Annotated in this window: 20 protein-coding genes; 6 read left to right on the top strand and 14 right to left on the bottom strand. The window is 65.5% G+C overall.

What is annotated here, in order from left to right; all coding sequences use genetic code 11:
- Positions 1-10: 10 nt before the first annotated feature.
- Positions 11-631, bottom strand: a complete 621-nt coding sequence (locus tag G8E10_RS23450) for a PI-PLC domain-containing protein (protein WP_132446556.1) — start codon at positions 629-631, stop codon at positions 11-13.
- A 267-nt stretch (positions 632-898) separates the two neighbouring features.
- A complete protein-coding gene (locus G8E10_RS23445) occupies positions 899-1,198 on the bottom strand; it encodes a hypothetical protein (protein WP_110799822.1) in 300 nt (99 codons plus the stop codon).
- Positions 1,199-1,394: 196 nt separating this feature from the next.
- On the opposite strand from G8E10_RS23445, the gene G8E10_RS23440 reads away from it, so the two are divergent.
- Positions 1,395-1,646, top strand: coding sequence for a type II toxin-antitoxin system Phd/YefM family antitoxin (locus G8E10_RS23440; RefSeq protein WP_110799821.1), 252 nt, complete (start codon positions 1,395-1,397; stop codon positions 1,644-1,646).
- A 1-nt stretch (position 1,647) separates the two neighbouring features.
- Positions 1,648-1,920 carry a Txe/YoeB family addiction module toxin gene (locus G8E10_RS23435; RefSeq protein WP_110799820.1) on the top strand — a complete coding sequence of 91 codons (273 nt, stop codon included), beginning with the start codon at positions 1,648-1,650 and terminating at the stop codon, positions 1,918-1,920.
- 176 nt (positions 1,921-2,096) lie between these two features.
- On the opposite strand, the gene G8E10_RS23430 is transcribed toward G8E10_RS23435, so the two are convergent.
- From G8E10_RS23430 to G8E10_RS23420, 3 genes are all read right to left on the bottom strand, one after another.
- On the bottom strand, positions 2,097-2,315 hold the full coding sequence (locus tag G8E10_RS23430; protein ID WP_092932649.1) for a hypothetical protein: 219 nt from the start codon (positions 2,313-2,315) through the stop codon (positions 2,097-2,099).
- 509 nt (positions 2,316-2,824) lie between these two features.
- Entirely contained in the window at positions 2,825-3,034 is a 210-nt protein-coding gene (locus G8E10_RS23425) for a cold-shock protein (protein ID WP_062469383.1), read from the bottom strand.
- Between the two features lie 364 nt (positions 3,035-3,398).
- Positions 3,399-4,979 carry a helicase HerA-like C-terminal domain-containing protein gene (locus G8E10_RS23420; RefSeq protein ID WP_167130898.1) on the bottom strand — a complete coding sequence of 527 codons (1,581 nt, stop codon included), beginning with the start codon at positions 4,977-4,979 and terminating at the stop codon, positions 3,399-3,401.
- 247 nt (positions 4,980-5,226) lie between these two features.
- Between G8E10_RS23420 and G8E10_RS23415 the strand changes: the two genes are divergently transcribed.
- Positions 5,227-5,613, top strand: coding sequence for a DUF2780 domain-containing protein (locus tag G8E10_RS23415; protein ID WP_110799819.1), 387 nt, complete (start codon positions 5,227-5,229; stop codon positions 5,611-5,613).
- Between the two features lie 96 nt (positions 5,614-5,709).
- Here G8E10_RS23415 and G8E10_RS23410 read toward each other — a convergent pair whose 3' ends face one another.
- The 3 genes from G8E10_RS23410 to G8E10_RS23400 form a co-directional block, all read right to left on the bottom strand.
- A complete protein-coding gene (locus tag G8E10_RS23410; RefSeq protein ID WP_167130879.1) occupies positions 5,710-6,546 on the bottom strand; it encodes an aldo/keto reductase in 837 nt (278 codons plus the stop codon).
- 213 nt (positions 6,547-6,759) lie between these two features.
- Positions 6,760-7,797 carry an aldo/keto reductase gene (locus G8E10_RS23405; RefSeq protein WP_167130878.1) on the bottom strand — a complete coding sequence of 346 codons (1,038 nt, stop codon included), beginning with the start codon at positions 7,795-7,797 and terminating at the stop codon, positions 6,760-6,762.
- A 44-nt stretch (positions 7,798-7,841) separates the two neighbouring features.
- Positions 7,842-9,026, bottom strand: a complete 1,185-nt coding sequence (locus G8E10_RS23400; RefSeq protein WP_167130877.1) for an MFS transporter — start codon at positions 9,024-9,026, stop codon at positions 7,842-7,844.
- 149 nt (positions 9,027-9,175) lie between these two features.
- On the opposite strand from G8E10_RS23400, the gene G8E10_RS23395 reads away from it, so the two are divergent.
- Positions 9,176-10,114: a LysR family transcriptional regulator gene (locus G8E10_RS23395; RefSeq protein ID WP_167130876.1), complete on the top strand. Its 939-nt coding sequence runs from the start codon at positions 9,176-9,178 to the stop codon at positions 10,112-10,114.
- Between the two features lie 127 nt (positions 10,115-10,241).
- Positions 10,242-11,075 (top strand): gamma-glutamylcyclotransferase, encoded by an 834-nt coding sequence (locus G8E10_RS23390; protein ID WP_281517782.1) that lies wholly within the window; start codon positions 10,242-10,244, stop codon positions 11,073-11,075.
- Between the two features lie 315 nt (positions 11,076-11,390).
- Here G8E10_RS23390 and G8E10_RS23385 read toward each other — a convergent pair whose 3' ends face one another.
- The 4 genes from G8E10_RS23385 to G8E10_RS23370 all read right to left on the bottom strand — a co-directional run bounded on the left by G8E10_RS23385 (position 11,391) and on the right by G8E10_RS23370 (position 14,514).
- Entirely contained in the window at positions 11,391-11,792 is a 402-nt protein-coding gene (locus G8E10_RS23385) for a response regulator (protein ID WP_110799813.1), read from the bottom strand.
- 218 nt (positions 11,793-12,010) lie between these two features.
- The gene (tam, locus tag G8E10_RS23380) at positions 12,011-12,796 is read right to left on the bottom strand and encodes a trans-aconitate 2-methyltransferase (protein WP_167130896.1); all 786 of its coding nucleotides are present in this window, start codon (positions 12,794-12,796) and stop codon (positions 12,011-12,013) included.
- Between the two features lie 2 nt (positions 12,797-12,798).
- The gene (locus tag G8E10_RS23375; RefSeq protein WP_167130875.1) at positions 12,799-13,362 is read right to left on the bottom strand and encodes a phosphatase; all 564 of its coding nucleotides are present in this window, start codon (positions 13,360-13,362) and stop codon (positions 12,799-12,801) included.
- Positions 13,363-13,473: 111 nt separating this feature from the next.
- Positions 13,474-14,514, bottom strand: a complete 1,041-nt coding sequence (locus tag G8E10_RS23370; RefSeq protein WP_132663648.1) for a zinc-dependent alcohol dehydrogenase family protein — start codon at positions 14,512-14,514, stop codon at positions 13,474-13,476.
- 219 nt (positions 14,515-14,733) lie between these two features.
- Between G8E10_RS23370 and G8E10_RS23365 the strand changes: the two genes are divergently transcribed.
- Positions 14,734-15,618 carry a branched-chain amino acid aminotransferase gene (locus G8E10_RS23365; protein ID WP_110799809.1) on the top strand — a complete coding sequence of 295 codons (885 nt, stop codon included), beginning with the start codon at positions 14,734-14,736 and terminating at the stop codon, positions 15,616-15,618.
- Positions 15,619-15,837: 219 nt separating this feature from the next.
- On the opposite strand, the gene G8E10_RS23360 is transcribed toward G8E10_RS23365, so the two are convergent.
- Entirely contained in the window at positions 15,838-16,629 is a 792-nt protein-coding gene (locus tag G8E10_RS23360) for a COG3904 family protein (protein WP_167130874.1), read from the bottom strand.
- Positions 16,626-17,954, bottom strand: a complete 1,329-nt coding sequence (locus G8E10_RS23355; RefSeq protein WP_167130873.1) for a hypothetical protein — start codon at positions 17,952-17,954, stop codon at positions 16,626-16,628. The genes G8E10_RS23360 and G8E10_RS23355 overlap by 4 nt, the downstream gene beginning before the upstream one ends.
- Positions 17,955-18,072 lie beyond the last annotated feature (118 nt).

The raw sequence follows: 18,072 nt of genomic DNA, 5'->3' as shown, positions 1-18,072 counted from the left end.
CCCCCGGGCGCTATGTCCAAAATTCCGCAGCCCTGTCGGGCAGATCCGTACAGATCGAAAGGCCGTCTCCCCGCAGCCCGCGCCACATCGCCCAGGCCGCCGCCGGGTCGCGCCCGTGCAGTTCCGGCGAGACCAGCGCGACGTTCTTGCCGGCGGCAAGGTGCCGCTCGATGATGTCGGGCGTGATCCAGTCGTCGAAGAACGCGTCCAGCCAGACACCGTCCGCCCGGTCGTAGAAGGCCGGAACCGGTTCGATCTCGGAATGTCGCGTGTAGCTCGAAAAGCCTGCGCGCAGATAACCGAGAGCGTCGGGAACGGCCATGTCGAAGCAGAAGAGATCGGAAACCCCGGAGCGGTCGAGGGCCGAGCGGATCGTCGACTGAAGGCCATCGGCCTTGATGTTCAGCGCGATCGTGCCGGCATGCGCGTGGGCCTTGTGCAGGTCCAGAAACCCGTCCAGATCCATGGCGCTATCGCCGATCGGCATGTCGTGCGAGATCTTCAAGAGACCATTCTGGTCGCGAACGTCGGTCTCGACGCCAAAGCCATGCTCGAAGGCACGGCGAAAGGCTGCTTCCGTATTCTTCTCGGCCGGAACATGCCACCAGCCGCGATGCGCTAGGATCTTCATAGGTTTCTCGTCGACAGCAAGAAGGGTTTCGTGTCGATGCTGTACACGCGAGAGTTTATGAGGCGGAACTTGTACGAAGCTGGAAGGGGATGTTCTCGACAGTTCACAACGTCCAGGCCGGGCGAGAAAGCCCCGCACCGGCACCGTCCGGACGTCATCAATAATCATCCGGGAGACCGTCCCGAATGCCAGCCCGACTCCCGTGTAAGGCTGCGGCTATCTTATGCCGGATCGCGGATGGTCAGGTGAAGGAGGCGCGCAGGCCGCTCACGCGTCCTCGCCGGCCTCGTTCATCAAGGCGTTGCGCACGAGGCCGCAATGGCCGTTCTGCGTCGAGAGCAGGGTGACGGGATCGACCAGGCCGGCGCTGACGCCGAGAGCGTTGGCAGCGGCCCAGCCCCAGTTTTCCTGCGCCATCTGCAACAGGCGAGGGCCTTCGGCCGAGATGCAGGCGCGTCCAGCTTGGATAAGCTCGGCGGAGGGCATGCCCTGCAGGCGGTCGGTCAGTTCGGCCTGAAGCGGCGTGACGACGAAAATGGCGAAGAGGTAGCTGATGAAGTCGGACAATCTGGTCTCCTGTCGAGAGTCCATAGATGGTTACGCATATTGCGGATACAAGGAGAGGCGGGGAGCTCTCGTGAGCCGTGAGCCGATTTCCTGCGGGGTCCTGTCCTCTGCCAATGGCGCCCGTTCCCATCGTTCGACATTGACAATTTCGGAAAATCCGTACAGATATATGTACGCTCTAGCAAGGGAGGTCTAAATGGCTCATGTACGCTTGACCGAGTTCCGACAGAACATAGCGACACACTTCGACGCCGTGATCGAATCACGTGCACCTCTGCTTGTGACCCGTCAGGGGTCAGAGGCATTGGTTCTCATTGCCGAGGGCGAGTACGAGAGCATGCAGGAAACGCTGCATCTTCTTTCTACGCCAGCGAACGCCGATCGACTGCGAGCAAGTCTGACGCAACTTCGCAAGGGAGAGGTCATCGAGAAAGACCCGACCTTGTAACATGAACCTCCTCTGGGCGGCATATGCGTGGGAAGAGTACGAGGATTGGCAGCGCCTCGATCCGGCAATGGTGGAAAAGATCAATACCCTAATCAGCGATACGAAGAGATCGCCGTTTAAGGGTCTCGGAAAACCTGAGCCGCTAAAGGGTAACCTCTCGGGATTTTGGTCGCGGCGGATCCTGGGCGAGCATCGATTTGTATATCGCGTGTCGGGCAAGGGAGACGCCCGGCAACTGGAGATCATCCAGTGCCGCTTCCATTACGAAAAATAGCGCCGTGCCGGATGACAGCGCCCTGCGTCACGCATGACGCGCCAAGGGGAATCTCAATGCCCACATCCCTACCCACGCGATCGTGAGAAGATCGATACCGCAGGCATGGCCATTCATGGCGGAAGATCGCCCGATGCGCGGACCTGACGAGCGGACTGGCGCGACGCGCTCCCGCCTTAGTCCTTCTTGCGGGACTTGGCGACTTTCTTCACCGGCGCTTCGGGCACGGGCTGGCTGGCTTCCTGGGCGATGCGGGCCTGCTTCAGGCGCTCGGTCTTGGCGCGGCGCTGGGCGGCTTCCACCTCGATGATGGATCTGGAGGCCGAATCGGTCTGCGTGGCTTTGGCGTTTGCAGGGCGGGTTTCGGTCTTGAACAGGCGGTCAGCGGGAACCAAGGCGTTCTCCTTCGGGAGTATCGGTGAGGCGTCGAAGGCCGGTCGGCCACGATCGCGCAGTCTGATGTCTGTCGTTCCCGCCCGCTCTCCGATGCCTGTCCCGTCGTCGCTCAAAGGCCGGTTCCGGATGCAAAGGCCGGCATACGCAATGTTATGAAGAGCTTACTGCATTGCGCCGGAAATCGAAAGCGCCGGGAACAGGAAATACAGGGCGAAACAGGCGGTCGAAGCAGGCCGGCCGGACGGCTGTGGCAATTCGGCGAGAAGGGCAGGCTGAACCGCAAAGCGCGCCGGCGGGACTGTCCGACAACCTTTTCCGAGCAGTCGAATTCGGCTCGATCGTGTCCTGCGGGAGCCCGATGTCGCAACGGACAGCGAAGGCAACCACCACCCGCACCCTTGCGCACAGGCATAAAAAAAGGCCGGGAAATTCCCGACCTTCTCGATATCGTCTCGACGGTTTCTGCCAGTACATCCGTGGTCAGGCGCCGGAAACGAAATTCAGTCTATTAGGCTGCGGACAGGTTGTCGGCAGCGCTCTTGCCGCTACGACGATCCTGAACGATTTCGAAGTTGACCTTCTGGCCTTCGTTCAGCGAACGCATGCCGGCGCGCTCAACGGCCGAGATGTGTACGAAAACGTCGCTTGCGCCGTTGTCCGGAGCGATGAAGCCGAAGCCCTTGGTTGCGTTGAAGAACTTTACGGTACCTGTTGCCACGACGTGATTCCTTTTCAATCGTGATGAAGTTTCGCTCGCAGTGTGCGGGCGGTGATAGATCGACGTTGAAAGAGAAGATTGAACGGCGCGTTGCGCGGGAGCAAAGCTCAAAATGCAAGATCGATACGCACTAGATAGCCGATCCCCCCGACAATTGCAAGTCATCTCCGTCAATTTGCGCGATCTTCTGGCGACAGCCGGCCGGCAAGGCCTTGGAAAGGCTGGAAAATGCCGGATGGTGCCGTTTCCTGCGGTTTCCGGTTGATCAGACCGGAAACGGTACCACTGACGGATCATGCATCTCCGCCTAAAGCATTTCCAGCCGAAGCGGAATCGCTTCGGCGTCAGACACTGCAGAAATACTCTAGCGCTTCAGGCTGCCGAGAATGCCGCGCACCAAAGCCCGGCCGAGCGAGGAGGCGACCGTTCGCGCCACGGTCTTCATGGCGGCTTCCACCACCGTTTCCCGCTGATAGCCGGAACTGCGCGGTTTGGCGGCCGTGCCGGCGCGTGTGGGCTTCCCCACAGGCCCCGTCTGTGTGGGCTCGGCATCGTCGCCGAAACCCGGCAGCGTCCAGCGGCTCGGCTTCGTCGCGGTCCCGGTTTCCGCCTCCCGTGCGGCCTCCGCCTGCTGGCTCGCGCGCGCGGCGCGGGCGGCGAGGATCTCGTAGGCCGATTCGCGGTCGATATCGGTGTCGTAAAGGCCGGCGACCGGGCTCAGCGCCATCACCTGCGCCCGTTCCGCGTCGGTCAGGGGGCCGACACGGGCCGATGGCGGGCGGATCAGCGTACGCTCCACCATGGAGGGCGCGCCCTTGCCCTCGAGCGTCGAGATCAGCGCTTCCCCGGTCGAGAGCGTGGTGATCACCTCGGCGCAGTCGAAATCCGGGTTGGGGCGGAAGGTTTCGGCGGCGGTCTTCACCGCCTTCTGCTCGCGCGGCGTATAGGCGCGCAGCGCGTGCTGCACCCGGTTGCCCAGCTGCGCCAGCACGGTTTCCGGCACGTCGAGCGGGTTCTGCGTGACGAAATAGACGCCGACGCCCTTGGAGCGGATCAGGCGCACCACCTGCTCGATGCGCTCCAGCAGCACCTTCGGCGCGTCCTTGAAGAGAAGGTGCGCCTCATCGAAGAAGAAGACGAGCCGGGGCTTTTCCGGGTCGCCCACCTCCGGCAGCTCCTCGAACAGCTCCGACAGCAGCCAGAGAAGGAAGGTGCCGTAGAGCCGCGGGTTCATCATCAGTTTGTCGGCGGCGAGCACCGAGATCGTGCCGCGCCCGTCCGGCGTCACGCGCATGATGTCCGTCACCTTCAGCGCCGGTTCGCCGAAGAAGTGCTCGGCGCCCTGCTGCTCGAGGATCAGCAGCTCCCGCTGGATCGACCCGACGGAGGCCTTGGAAATCAGGCCGACGGTGGCCGACAGCGCACTCGCATTCTCGCTCATATAGGTGAGAAGCGCGCGCAGATCCTTGAGGTCGAGAAGCGGCAGGCCGCCTTCGTCGGCGATCTTGAAGGCGATGTTGAGCACGCCCTCCTGCGCGTCCGTCGCATTCATCAGCCGCGAGAGGAGGAGGGGCCCCATCTCCGACATGGTGGTGCGCACACGGTGGCCCTTCTCGCCGTAGAGATCCCAGAAGATCACCGGAAACTGGGTGAACTCATAAGGGTCGAGCCCGATCTCGGCGGCGCGCTTGAGCAGGAAATCCTTCGGCTCCCCCCGGGCGGCGATGCCGGAGAGGTCGCCCTTGATATCGGCGCAGAACACAGGCACGCCGGCGCTGGCAAAGCCCTCGGCCAGCACCTGCAGCGTCACCGTCTTGCCGGTGCCCGTCGCACCCGTCACCAGCCCGTGGCGGTTGCCGTATTTGAGCGTCAGATATTCGCCCTTGTCGAGCGTGTCGTCCGGCTTGCGGCTCGTGCCGAGGTAGAGCATTCCGGGCTGCAGCATTGCCATGTCGGGATCCATTCGCTTGTTTGTGCGCGATACTATACGTTGCCCAGAGGCAAACAAGCAGGCAGACAAGCCGGCAGGCAGATGAGCGTGCCGATGCCGGCATTGCGGTCTGCGGGCCCGCGCTTTACCATGCGGCACGCTTTCGTCGAGACCGGTTGAAAAGCGCCGCGAGACGGCTTGATTTCTCCCGCCATCCCTTTACGTTGACGTGAACGTTAGAACGCTTGCCGAGGAGAAAAGCATGAGCGAACTGGTCACCCGCGTATCCGATAATGTCGGCATCGAGCCGGACAAGGCGGAAAAGGCGATCGGCATGATGTTGGGCTTCCTGCAGCGCGAAGCCGATGCCGGCCCCGTCGCGCGCATGATCGAAGCCGTGCCCGGCGCACCGGATCTGGTCGCCCGCTTCAACGGCGAAGGCGCCAAGCCCGGCCTGCTCGGCAAGGTCATCGGTGCCGTCGGCGGCGGCGTCATGGCGCTCGGCCAGCAGCTGATGGGCCAGGGCCTCTCCATGGGCGAAATCACCGGCCTCGCCAAGGAAACGCTGGCCTACGCCCGCGAACACGCCGGCGACGAAACGGTGGATGCGGTGATCAACTCGGTCCCGGGTCTGCGCCAGTTCGTCTAAGCCGTTTCTAGGTTTTGATCAACGATCGAGAAAACGCCGCGGGCCATGAGACCCGCGGCGTTTTTCGTTTGACCGTAACGCGAACGAGCGGGCGGGTTACGCCGCCACATCCCAAGTCGGCGCGAGGTGCCCCGGGTTGACGATCCGGCCGTCGGGGCGGGCGAGTGCGTGGATGGCCGCCATCTCCTCGTCCGACAGCGCGAAATCGAAGATGCCGAAATTCTCCGCCAGCCGCGCTTCCGTCGAGGTCTTCGACAGCGTGATCACGCCGTCCTGCTGAATCAGCCAGCGCAGCACCACCTGTGCGGCGGTCTTGCGGTGACGGCTGCCGATGTCGTTGAGAACGGGCTCCTTCGGCACCCGGCCATCGGCCATGGCGTAGTAGGCGGTGATCGACTGCCCGAGGTCGCGAGCCGTCTGCAGCACTTTCGACTGGTCGATATAGGGATGGTACTCGATCTGGTTGGTTACCAGCGGTGCCTCCGACAGGCGGCTCGCCGCGCGCATGTCTTCCGTATTGAAATTGCTGATGCCGATATGCCGCGTCTTGCCGGACTTCACGGCGGCGTTCAGGCCCTCGATCTGTTCTTCGAGCGGCACCGAGCTTCCGCGCGGCCAGTGCAGCAACAACAGATCGACATGGTCGGTCTTCAGCTTCTGCAGGCTCTCGTCCACCGACTGCGCAAAGCTCGACCGGGCATATTTCTCCGGCCAGACCTTGGTCGTCAGAAAGATGTCGTTGCGGGCAACGCCGGACTGCTGGATCGCCGTCCCCACCTCCGCCTCGTTGCCGTAGATCTGGGCGGTATCCACATGGCGGAAGCCGAGCCGGATGGCTTTCGGCACGATCTCCAGAACCTCCGGTCCCGGCATGCGGAAGGTTCCGAAACCGAGCGCGGGGATCTCGGCGCCATTGGCTTTAACGATGTTCATATGCGTATCTCCTGGGTCGAAATGGCGCGGCCGTCGCGTGGCCGGGCGGGGAAGGGGGCGGCGCTGATCCTCTACAAGAGGATGCTGGAATCCCGCCAAGGGATTCTCCGCACTGGTTTTCCGGTCGGCGGGCAGATGCACCGGCCGGAGAGAGAGGTAATGGGACCGGGCTGCGGAAGGTTCCCGTAAAGCCCGGCCCCTGTGGAAACCGTATCAGGCGGTCAGTGGCGGATCCAGCCGGGCGAAGCCGGCCTGCCTGCGATAGGGGAAATGCGGATAGGGTGCCGTCACCGTGCTCGCCGCATCCAGAACCCGGATCTGCTCGGCGCTGAGCTGCCAGCCGATGGCGCCGAGATTGTCGAGAAGCTGTGCCTCGTTGCGGGCGCCGAGGATGACGGAGGCGACCGTCGGGCGTTGCAGCAGCCAGTTGATCGCCACCTGCGGCACGGTCCTGTCTGTCTCCTTCGCCACTGCATCCAGCGCATCGATGACGCGGTAGAGATGCTCGTCCTCGACCGGCGGGCCGAACTCCGCGGTGGCATGCAGGCGGCTCGTCTCTGGCACCGGCCTGTCACGCCCGATCTTGCCCGTCAGGCGACCCCAGCCGAGCGGGCTCCAGACGAGTGCGCCCAGCCCCTGATCCTTGCCGAGCGGCATGAGATCCCATTCGTAGTCGCGGCCGAGGAGGGAGTAGTAGACCTGGTTTGCGACGTAGCGCGGCCAGCCATGTTTTTCGGCGACAGCGAGGGACTTCATGATCTGCCAGCCGGCAAAGTTGGAGATGCCGACATAACGGATTTTCCCCGCCCGCACGAGCATGTCGAGCGTGGCCAGAACCTCCTCGACCGGCGTCGATGCGTCGAAGGCGTGCAGCTGGAAAATATCGATCACGTCGGTCCCGAGCCGCTGCAGAGCCGATTCCACGCTGCTGATCAGCCGGCTGCGGGACGTCCCGGCCTCGTTTGCGCCGTCTCCCATGGGCAGGCCGGCCTTGGTCGAGATCAGCACCTTGTCGCGGCGCCCCTTGATGGCCGCGCCGAGAACCGTCTCGGAGGCTCCGTTCGAGTAGACATCGGCCGTATCGAACAGCGTGACGCCGGCCTCCAGGCAGATATCGACCATCCGGCGCGCTTCGTTTTCCCCCGCCGTGCCCCAGGCGCCGAACAGCGGGCCGGAGCCGCCGAAGGTGCCGGCGCCGAAGCTCAACACGGGGACTTTCAGGCCGGATCGGCCGAGTGTGCGATGTTCCATGGACGGTGTCCTTTCGAAGGGGGATCTCATGTCGAAGGGGGATGTCATGCGTGAACGGCCTCTGTCTTTTTGCCGCAACCATCGAGGACGCCGCTGACCACGGTCAGTCCCAGCGCGCCGAGCACCATCAGCGCACCGACCCAGGGCGTGGCGCCGAGGCCGAGCGTGGAGGCGACGGTGAGGCCGCCGATCCAGGCGCCGGCGGCGATGCCGAGGTTGAAGGCGGCAATGTTGAGCGCCGAGGCGACATCGACGGCGGCCGGGCGGTGCTGGCGTGCCAGTTCCACCACATAGAGTTGGAGGCCGGGCACGGTGGCGAAAGAGAGGAAGCCGAGCGCGGTCAGCGTGACGAGGGCGGGAACGGTGGCGCTGGCCGTAAAGGTGAGGAGCAGCAGAACCAGCGACTGTGCCGCAAAGAGAAAGGCGAGCGCCTTCACCGGATTGCGGTTGGCCAGCCGCCCGCCGGCCAGGTTGCCGGCCGCGATCGCCAGCCCATAGAGCACCAGCACGAGGCTGACGGCGGAGGCGGACAGGCCGGTGATCTCTTCGAGCAGCGGAGCGAGATAGGTGAAGGTGACGAAGGTCCCGCCGTAGCCGAGCGCCGTCATGCCGAAGACGAGGAGCAGGCGGCCGCTGCCGAGAACCTTCACCTGATCCATGATCCGGGCCGGTGGGCTGGAGGGCAGATTGGCCGGCAGCAGCAGCGCGATGGCGGCAAGAGCGATGGCGCCGAGGCCGGCCACGGCCACGAAGGTGGCGCGCCAGCCGAAGGTCTGCCCAATCAGCGTGCCGAGCGGCACGCCGGTGACGATGGCGACCGTCAGGCCCATGAACATCATGGCGATGGCCGAGGCCCGCCGGTTCTCCGGCACCAGCCCGGCCGCGATCGTCGCGCCGACGGAGAAGAACACGCCATGCGCAAAGGCCGAGAGGACACGGGCGACGAGGAGAAGACCATAGCCGGGCGACACCGCCGCCAGCCCGTTGCCGACGATGAACAGCGCCATCAGCCCGAGCAGCAGGGGTTTACGCCCAATGCGCCCGGTCAGCGCGGTCAGGATGGGCGCGCCGAAGGTGACGCCGAGCGCATAGATCGAGACGATGATACCGGCCATCGGCAAGGTGATGTCGAGATCCCGCGCGACCGTCGGCAACAGGCCGACGATGACGAATTCCGTGGTTCCAATCGCGTAGGCCGCGATCGTCAGGGCAAGAAGGGCGAGGGGCATCGAGGCCTCCATGAGGTGCGAGAAGGGTTGTGCGGCGGTGGCGTTAGAAGCCAACCGCAGGGATGACCGAGATATAGGCGCAGCCCGCTTGTGCGATAATCCGGCATATCGGATAATCACCTGTGATTTGAATTCATGAGAGAAGTCCTATGGACAACCGGGCAGGCGAAATGGAGGTCTTCGTGGCAGCGGTGGATGGCGGCGGCTTTTCGGCGGCCGGCCGCAGGCTCGGCCTGTCGCCGTCCGCCGTCAGCAAGCTCGTCGCCCGGCTGGAGGACCGGCTGGGAACGCGGCTTCTGGTGCGCACCACCCGCACGCTGCAACCGACGCCGGAGGGGGAGCTTTACCTCGCGCGGGCCCGCGCCATCCTGACCGATATCAACGAAACGGAGCGCCTGATCGCCAGCGGCACGCAGGCGGTGCCGCGCGGCGTGTTGCGGGTCAGCGCGCTCATGGCCTTTGCCGAGCGTTTCATCCTGCCGCTGATCGGCGAGTTCCGAAGCCTCTATCCGCATGTCCTCATCGATCTCTCGCTGAGCGACGACGTGGTCGATCTTGTCGGAGACCGGACGGATATCGCCATCCGGTCCTCCGGCGCGCTTCGCGACTCGTCGCTGAAAACGCGAAAACTGCTCGACAGCCACCGCCTGCTCGTAGCCTCGCCGGATTATCTCGCCCGCCACGGCACGCCGCAGGTGCCGGCCGATCTCGCCCGCCACGCCTGCCTCGGCTTCAACATTCCGGGGATGCGCACGGAATGGCCGTTTCTCGACTCGGCCACAGGCGCGACGATCCAGCGGCCGTTCGAGCCGGCGGTCCTCGTCAATGCCGGCTTCATCATGCGGCGGCTCTGCCTCGATGGCGTCGGCATCGGCCGCATCGGCGCCTTCCACATCCAGCCGGATGTCGATGCCGGCCGCCTCGTGCCGCTGCTGCAGGCGCACCGCCCGGCCGATCGCGAAACCATCCACGCCGTCTTTGCCAGCCACGAACACCTCGCCGCCCGCATCCGCGCCTTCATCGATTTTCTGGTCGCCCGCATCGATCCGGTCGGGGGTGCATTGCCGGAGGAAGAGACGATCCCTTGAGACCCGCCACCCGACGCCTTACGTGAAGACCATCCCCCGCCGTCTTGACAGACGAACCGCTTCGGCCTCCGATACAGGGCAGGAGGTGGTTTCGATGTCCGCTAGGAAACGTGCTTCCATGTCCGAAATGCCATCCGCAACATCGCCCGCCCCGGGCCTCGCATCCCCCCGCGCCAATCCGCGCCGGATGTCGCTGACGCCGGAGCTGGTGGCGCTCTGCTATCGCGAGGAGGTCGATCCCGGTCTGAATGCCCGGTGGACGCCGATGGAGGACGAGGACTATCGCGCGCTGGCGCTCGATCTCGATGCACAGTCGGGCGGCGCGCCGCTCTGGGTCTTCGCCTATGGCTCGCTGATCTGGAAGCCGGAATTTTGTTCCGTCGAAAGCCGCAGGGCCACCGCCTATGGCTGGCACCGCGCGTTTTCGCTGAAGATCGACCGCTGGCGCGGCTCGCGCGAAGCGCCGGGGCTGATGATGGCGCTGGAGCGGGGCGGGCGCTGCGACGGCGTCATCTACCGCCTGCCCGACGACGACCGCATCGCCCAGATCGAGCGCCTGCTGCGCCGCGAGCTGTCCTCCCGCGAAACCATCTCCACCGTCCGCTGGATGCCGGTCCGCACGCCGGAAGGCCCGGTCAACGTGCTCGGCTTCTGGCTCGGATCGACCGGCCACGACGCCGTTTCCCGCCTGCCGCTGGAAGAGGTCGCCGGCATCCTCGCCCGCGCCTGCGGCCATGTCGGCTCCTGCGCCGAATATCTCTACAACACCGTCCTCCACCTCGAAGCCGTCGGCATCCGCGACCGTAACCTCTGGCGCCTCCAGGCCCTGGTCGCCGACGAAATCCGCAAGCTCCATGGCGCCCATTCCGCGCCGCAAACTCTGTCCGGGGAAGCGAAGGCCGCGCTGGACGCGACGCCTGTGGTGAAGATCAGTGGCGAAAAGGCCCGCGATCCGGTTTGATCGCGGTCTGTCGATGGGCGCCTGCGCGGGGGAAAGAAGGCCGGGATGCCGCCTCTCTATGACACGTGTCGGCAGTCGCTGCCTGTGACATCGGACTGCAGGATCATGAGGAACCTTGACCGTCACCCGCAGCGGCCACCCCACCCACCGTCATCCTAGGGCTTGTCCCTAGGATCTGCTGCACACGCCATTGGCGTAAACCCGTCTTTTACGTGCCGGATCCTCGGGACAAGGCCCGAGGATGACGGTGGGGAAGGAGCTGGATCTCCAGACAGCTGTTGGCAGTTTGCCGGCCGTCCGGGCAGGGCTTGCCCGTCACAACCCCGGCAGCGACGGCAGGTCCGCAAAACCCTGCAGCGTCGAAAGCAGCCGGGTGTGGTCGTAGGGCTTGGGGAAGAAGACGGCCCGGTCCGGCAGCTGGGCTGCCGCATTGGTCACGGCGCCGGAGGTGATGATGATCTCGATCGGCGGCCAGCGATCGCGGATGGCGGCGGCAAGCTTCAGGCCGTCCATGCTGCCGGGCATGTCGATGTCGGTAAAGACGATGCGGATGTCGAGCCGGGTCTCCAGAAGATGCACGGCCTCGTCGGCACTGCTGGCTTCCACCACCGTAAAGCCGGCGTCCTCGATCAGGTCCACTGCCATCATCCGTAGCAGCGGCTCATCCTCCACCACCAGGACGACGGAGGGGGAATCCGGTTGTCTGGACTGTCCCATGTCTTAGCCCCCCCGGCACACGCCCGCGACCGGTGCCGGGGCGCCGTGCGGAAAAAGGGGAAAGACGAGACATGCCATCATGGATCAGGATGCGTTTTGGAAAAATTGACCTGTTCTGTTGTGAAGCGGGCCGGCAGGGCAAGCAAGCGCTTTCGCATTTCAGCGGTCTTTTTCATGCCCGGGTTCTGTATGAGGGCAGGGCCCGATCGCTCTGCCGCTCATGCCGGCACGGTTTCCTTGCGCACCGCGACCAGAAACAACCTGGGGAAGCGCAACAGCACCTGCCCGTCGGCTAGCGGCGGGTATTCGGCGCGGACGCGCTCTAGATAGCGGCCGAGAAACGCCTGCCGCCGTTCCTCGGACAGCGGCGCGAGATAGGGACGCAAGCCCGTGCCCTTCACCCATTCGACGATGGCCTCGGGCCCGTCGAGCCGGTGATAATAGATCGTGTGCCACACATCCACGCGGGCGCAGAGCGGCGACAGGAGGTCGATCAGGCGGAAAGGCGCGGGAAGGCTGTTCCGGTTCGGCAGGCCCGCTTCATAGGCATCGGCAAAGGCCGGTTCGGCCGCGATCTCGCGCATGGCCCGGTGCGTCGGCTCGTCCAGATTGTCCGGCACCTGCACCGCCAGCACCCCGCCGGGCGCGAGCATGCCGGCCAGCCGGGCGATGCTGGCCGCCGGGTCGGGCATCCATTGCAGCACGGCATTGGCAAAGAGCAGCGCCGGCGGTTCGCCCGGATGCCACTCGGTAAGGTCGCCCTGAACGAAGGGAATGTCCGGCAGGCGCTGTCGGGCCGCAGCCAGCATGTCCGCATCGCTGTCGACGCCCGTGAGGAGCGCACCGGCAAAGCGCGCGGCCACCAGTTCGGTCGAATTGCCGGGCCCGCAGCCGATGTCGAACAGCGGGCCTTGCCGCACCTCGGGCACCTGCGCCAGCAGATCGCGCGCCGGCCGCGTCCGCTCGTCCTCGAACTTCACATATTGCGCCGCCGACCAGGTCATACTCATCCCTTTGCCGGTTTCCAGACCTTTGCCGGAAAGCGCAGCGCCTGTTTGGCCAGCTTGCCCTTCAGCCCGAGCGCTGAATCGCAGAGGCCGACGACATGCCGGTTCGGCTTGGCATCCGGCCGCAAGGCATGCAGCGCGGCGGCAGCGGCCTCGGGGTCCATGTAGCGCGCGAGAATGCCGAGCGTCAGCGCCGTCGAGCGGCCGATGCCGCGCAGGCAGTGGACGAGCAGCCGCGCGTCAGTCGGCAGGCCGTCGACGAAGGCGAAGGTCTCCGCGATGGCCTGGGGTCGTGCCGCGTCACGCTCTTCCGGGTCCATCGTGTCACCGAAGATCAGCTGCAGGTGCTTCTCCTCCGGCAGGTCGATCATCGACAGGAGCTTGGTGTCCGGCGCGCGGATGGAGATGAGATGGGTCGGCGCCCAGCTGGCGCGATTGTGCCGCGCCTCCGTCTGCGAACTCACCATCAGCGCCAGCGGCCAGCCGTTCGCATGGCCGGGATTGGGAAGCAGCACCGGCGAAAAAACGACGTCCTCGTCCGGCTTCTGCGCTGCGCGTGCCATGGTCCACCTCGTGATTCTCTGTCTGCCCCGCCCGCGAAATTAGCAGCCGAAACGGGATCGAGCAAAGTGTTCCCGCCGAAACCATGGACAGGCCAGGTTGACGAGGTCGCCTCAGAACGTCGTGATGACGCTGATGCCGAGGTCGGTGGCGGTGTCCATCGTGGTCAGCGCGGGCACGGCCTCCTCCAGCGACAGATGCCGGCCGATCAGCTTCTGGGGGCTGAGCTTGCCCGATGCCACCAGCGCCAGCATCGCCTCGTAGCGCCAGGCCTGCATGCCGTGGCTGCCATAGATCTCCAGTTCGTGCCCGATGACCTGCGCCATGGGGATCTGCGGTGCGGCATGGTCGCCGAGCATCAGCCCCACCTGCACGTGGCGGCCGCGCCGGCGCAGGTTGCGGATGGAGTTGAAGCAGGTGACGGGCGAGCCGAGCGCGTCGATCGAGAGATGCGCGCCGCCGCCGGTGATCTCGCGCACGGCCTCGGCGACATCGCCCGTCTGCGTGGCGTTGATGGTGTGGACCGCGCCGATCTCGCGGGCAAAGGACAGCTTGGTGTCGGCAATGTCGATCGCGATCACGTTCGCGCCCATGGCAGAGGCGATCATGACGGCGGAGAGCCCGACGCCGCCGGCACCATGCACGGCCACCCACTCGCCGCCGCGCACCCGGCCCTGATCGACGATCGCCCGGAAAGCGGTCGCAAACCGGCAGCCGAGGCTCGCCGCCGTCGCCGCGTCGATCTCGTCGGGCAGGAGCACGAGGTTCTCGTCGGCAAAGTCGATCGCGACATATTCGGCAAACGAGCCCCAATGGGTGAAACCCGGCTGGAACTGGTTGGGGCAGACCTGCTGGTTGCCCGAATGGCACTCCGAGCAGCGCCCGCAGCCGGAGACGAAGGGCACCGTCACCCGGTCGCCAGTCTTATAACGCATCACGCCGCGTCCCGTGGCCACCACCGTTCCCGCCAGCTCGTGGCCGGGCACATGCGGCAAGCGGATGTCGGCATCATGGCCCATCCAGCCGTGCCAGTCGCTCCGGCACAGCCCCGTCGCCTCCACCTTCACCACCACGCCGCCATCGCTCGGTTCCGCGTCGGGCACATCGCGGATGTCCGGCGTCTTCCCGAACGTGTCGAAATACATGGCGCGCATGGTGGTCTCCGCGAGGTTTGAGGGTTGTGTTCCCGTGTGCCTAGCGCAAACAGGGTAACCCGGCAAAGCCCTGAAATCCGGTCGATCAGAAGTTTTGATCGATCCATTCACCCCTGTTCTCCGTTTTCCGGCTATGCGACAAGACAGGTCGAACATGTCAGCGCGGACCAACAGACCGGGCCCGACATCCATCACGAGACGACAAGCAAGGAAAGCATCATGGCCGTCGACACGTCACCGCGCAGCACCACCTGGACCTTCGTCGATGGCGAGTGGGTGACGGGCAATCCGCCGCTGATCGGGCCGACCTCGCACGCCATGTGGCTCGGCACCACCGTGTTCGACGGCGCCCGCTGGTTCGACGGCATCGCGCCGGATCTCGACCTCCACTGCCAGCGCGTCAACCGTTCGGCCCTGGCGCTCGGCCTGGAGCCGGTCGTGACGGCGGATGATATCGAAGGGCTCGCCTGGGAGGGCGTGAAGAAGTTCGACGGACAGACCGCCGTCTACATCAAGCCGATGTACTGGGCCGAACACGGCATGCCGGGCTCCGTCGTCGCCGCCGACCCCACGTCCACGCGCTTTGCGCTCTGCCTGTTCGAGGCGCCGATGAACACGGCCGAGCCGTCCTCGCTCACCGTCTCGCCCTATCGCCGCCCGAGCCCGGAGGTCGCGGTGACCACGGCCAAGACCGGCAGCCTCTACCCCAATTCCGGCCGCATGATTCTGGAGGCCCGCGCCCGCGGCTTCGACAATGCGCTGGCGAAGGACATGAACGGCAACGTCGCGGAAACCGCCTCGTCCAACATCTTCATGGTCAAGGACGGCGTCGTCTTCACCCCGCTCGCCAACGGCACCTTCCTCGCCGGCATCACCCGCTCCCGCGTCCTCCACCTCCTGCGCCGCGCCGGCCTCGACGTGCGCGAAACGACGCTCACGGTCGAGGATTTCCTGTCCGCCGACGAGATTTTCACCTCCGGCAACTACTCCAAGATCGTCCCCGTCATCAGGCTCGACGACCGCCAGCTTCAGGTGGGGCCGGTGGCGAAGAAGGCGCTGGAGGTCTATATGGACTGGGCGCATGGGAATGGGTCGGATTTTTAAGGCGATGTGTCGCCTCTAGCGCGGAGCCGCCCCTCATCCGGCTGCCGCCACCTTCTCCCCGCAGGCGGGGCGAAGGGACACGCCGCGAGCGCTCGCTTGTTTCTTGAAGGTTGATGATAGGGGCAGAAGCCGCGCCCCAGGTCCCTTCTCCCCGCTTGGCGGGGAGAAGGTGGCGGCAGCCGGATGAGGGGCAGCCACACCCACCGACGCACCCAACGGCTAACGCACACCCTCCGCCCCACGCGTCAACCCAACCTCCCGCATCTCCTTGACGCTCAGATACGCCAGCCGGTCCGGTGGCGTTTCCATCGCGCGTTGCCACAGCCCGGGCTTGATGCCCATGGCGTCGAGGTGGCGGGTGATGGTGGCGGTGGTGCGCTGGGCTTCGGACATCGCCATGTCCGGCGAGAGCTTTTCGCGCGTGCCGTTGAAGATCTGGTGCACACCGACGACGGCGCCCTCGGCCACCGTCCGCTCCACCCCGCCCGAGAGAACGATGGGGCAGGAGGAGGCGCAGAGCGCGCCCTTTTCCACGATCGTGTTCAACTGCCGATCGCGGATCAGCTTCGACATGGCCAGCGCATCGCTAACGGAGCCGCCGGGCGAATCCAGCTGCACCACCTTCACATATTCCCCGCGCGCCTCGATTTCCGCGGCAAAGCGTGCGGCGGCCCCGGGGTCGATCGCGCCCTTGGCGAGCATCACGCCGCCGGGCTGCAGTTCGAAGCGGATGGCCTGCTTCAGGGTTTCCGCGTCAGTCGTCACCTCGCCCGGTGCATCCTCCGGCTCGCCGGTGGTGAGCGCCGGGGGCAGGACCGGCTCGCTCATCGGGTTTGCCGGATCGAGGGCGGCGGCCGCGTTCTGTCCCGCGATCTCCCGAAAATCGATGACGACGAAGATGAGGGCCGCCGCGAGCAGGATATAGAAGAAGGCGCGCATCATCTGGCCGTCGTCCACCTTCGCGGAAAAGCGCGTCAGGGCGTTTATGGCGCCGCCTGCCGTCGGCCTCATGCCTGGGGTGCCTTGCCCTGCGGCCCTATGCGTGCGCTCTTCGGCGGCAGGTCGAGGCTGGTGATGTTGGAGGGCTCGTCGGCAATGCCGTCCGCACCCGGCACGGCCTCCCGGCGTGCCATCGCCTCGATATCCACGCCGCTACGGACCAGCGCCTGCTGCACCTCCATCGCCGCCAGCAGCTCGGCTGCGGTGATGCGGGCGGCAAAGGGCATGCTTTCTTCCTGACGGCGGAGCGATGCGTGGGCGATGGCCAGCATGAACACGAGCACGGCCGGCAGAAGGTCGATGGAGATCGCACCGGCCCAGCTCGGAATGAAGTCCGAGGCATAGACGAGCACGGCAGCCGCCGCCGACAGCGGCACGAAGCGGCGTTCTTCCACCGGCGGACGCTTCAGGATTTCGGCTGCGGCATCCGAGAGCACCTTCGACTGGGCGGCGACCGAGGTGCGAATTGTCGCGATCACCTGATCCTGCCGGTTGATGAGGTCGGGCTCCAGCCCGCTTGCCACCGGCGCAATGAATCCGAGCGACAGGTCGTCGGCCGCGCGCTTGACCGAGCCGGCGATGGAGGTCTGTTCGAGCGCGGTGATCGTGCCCGTCAGCGCCACGGCTTCCGTGGAAAACGCATCCGCCCGCGGCTCGATGGCGCCGGGGGAGGACAGGAGCCCCCGCATGGTGGAGATGCGGCCCTGACCCTCGGTGAAGAGCGTTTCCACCCGGTCGCGCGAGGCCGCGATGCCGGCCTGAAGCTCGCGCAACTGCGCCGCCATCTGCGCCAGAAGCTGCACGACGCTGCCCGCACCTGTGGTGCCGGTCAGCGCGCCGCTCCGCTGTTCCTGATCCGAAAGGCGCTGGAACCGCTCGGAGGTGCGCTGGATATCGGGCAGCAGGCTCTGCGCGGCGAGCGCGTTCTGGTGCGCCTTGTCGAGATCGGCCGTGTAGTCCTCGATCGTCTCGGCCAAATGCTGCTCGACGGCGGCGGAGCCGGCAAGGGCCGCCGCATTCAGCCAGCTCGCCATGGCGATGATCATGACGCAGCCGAGCGCCATGATGCCAAGCATGCCGGTACGGCCCGAACGGCTCGTCACATGCGGATAGAACCGCGCCATATAGGTCCAGAAGGCATAGATCGCGACGGACACGGCACAGGAATAGATCATCGCGGCGAAGAACACCGCCGTCGCCGACCCGTCGAGGATCGAGCGCACGCCCAGATAGGTATAGACGCCGGAGGCGAGCGCCAGCACGGCCAGCGCGAAACGCGTCATGGTTTCGACGGCCTCGATGCCGTCCTGCAATCGATGCGAAGCGCCAAGCGCCATGGAGAATTCCCTTGGTTTCGAAAGTCTTAACAGGGGCTTAAGAAACGGGCGAAATGAAGGCCGGCCTTCGTGCGCACGCGACCTCCATCGTGCTGGCGCAAGTGTGATGACGCAGTCG

Origin of the sequence: Ferranicluibacter rubi (assembly GCF_011603255.1) — a bacterium.
GTDB classification, from domain to species: Bacteria; Pseudomonadota; Alphaproteobacteria; order Rhizobiales; family Rhizobiaceae; genus Ferranicluibacter; species Ferranicluibacter rubi.
Note: the sequence above shows the minus strand (reverse complement) of the source record. Positions and strands in the feature narration are given on the sequence as shown.

Excerpts from the sequence above, each read along its gene's own strand:
- tam (WP_167130896.1), bottom strand. The coding sequence starts at position 12,796 with ATGACCTGGTCGGCGGCGCAATATGTGAAGTTCGAGGACGAGCGGACG.
- G8E10_RS23365 (WP_110799809.1), top strand. The coding sequence starts at position 14,734 with ATGGCCGTCGACACGTCACCGCGCAGCACCACCTGGACCTTCGTCGAT.
- G8E10_RS23375 (WP_167130875.1), bottom strand. The coding sequence starts at position 13,362 with ATGGCACGCGCAGCGCAGAAGCCGGACGAGGACGTCGTTTTTTCGCCG.
- G8E10_RS23405 (WP_167130878.1), bottom strand. The coding sequence starts at position 7,797 with ATGGAACATCGCACACTCGGCCGATCCGGCCTGAAAGTCCCCGTGTTG.
- G8E10_RS23370 (WP_132663648.1), bottom strand. The coding sequence starts at position 14,514 with ATGCGCGCCATGTATTTCGACACGTTCGGGAAGACGCCGGACATCCGC.
- G8E10_RS23400 (WP_167130877.1), bottom strand. The coding sequence starts at position 9,026 with ATGCCCCTCGCCCTTCTTGCCCTGACGATCGCGGCCTACGCGATTGGA.
- G8E10_RS23435 (WP_110799820.1), top strand. The coding sequence starts at position 1,648 with ATGAACCTCCTCTGGGCGGCATATGCGTGGGAAGAGTACGAGGATTGG.
- G8E10_RS23440 (WP_110799821.1), top strand. The coding sequence starts at position 1,395 with ATGGCTCATGTACGCTTGACCGAGTTCCGACAGAACATAGCGACACAC.
- G8E10_RS23390 (WP_281517782.1), top strand. The coding sequence starts at position 10,242 with ATGCCATCCGCAACATCGCCCGCCCCGGGCCTCGCATCCCCCCGCGCC.
- G8E10_RS23360 (WP_167130874.1), bottom strand. The coding sequence starts at position 16,629 with ATGAGGCCGACGGCAGGCGGCGCCATAAACGCCCTGACGCGCTTTTCC.
- G8E10_RS23450 (WP_132446556.1), bottom strand. The coding sequence starts at position 631 with ATGAAGATCCTAGCGCATCGCGGCTGGTGGCATGTTCCGGCCGAGAAG.
- G8E10_RS23395 (WP_167130876.1), top strand. The coding sequence starts at position 9,176 with ATGGACAACCGGGCAGGCGAAATGGAGGTCTTCGTGGCAGCGGTGGAT.
- G8E10_RS23410 (WP_167130879.1), bottom strand. The coding sequence starts at position 6,546 with ATGAACATCGTTAAAGCCAATGGCGCCGAGATCCCCGCGCTCGGTTTC.
- G8E10_RS23355 (WP_167130873.1), bottom strand. The coding sequence starts at position 17,954 with ATGGCGCTTGGCGCTTCGCATCGATTGCAGGACGGCATCGAGGCCGTC.
- G8E10_RS23420 (WP_167130898.1), bottom strand. The coding sequence starts at position 4,979 with ATGCTGCAGCCCGGAATGCTCTACCTCGGCACGAGCCGCAAGCCGGAC.
- G8E10_RS23415 (WP_110799819.1), top strand. The coding sequence starts at position 5,227 with ATGAGCGAACTGGTCACCCGCGTATCCGATAATGTCGGCATCGAGCCG.
- G8E10_RS23385 (WP_110799813.1), bottom strand. The coding sequence starts at position 11,792 with ATGGGACAGTCCAGACAACCGGATTCCCCCTCCGTCGTCCTGGTGGTG.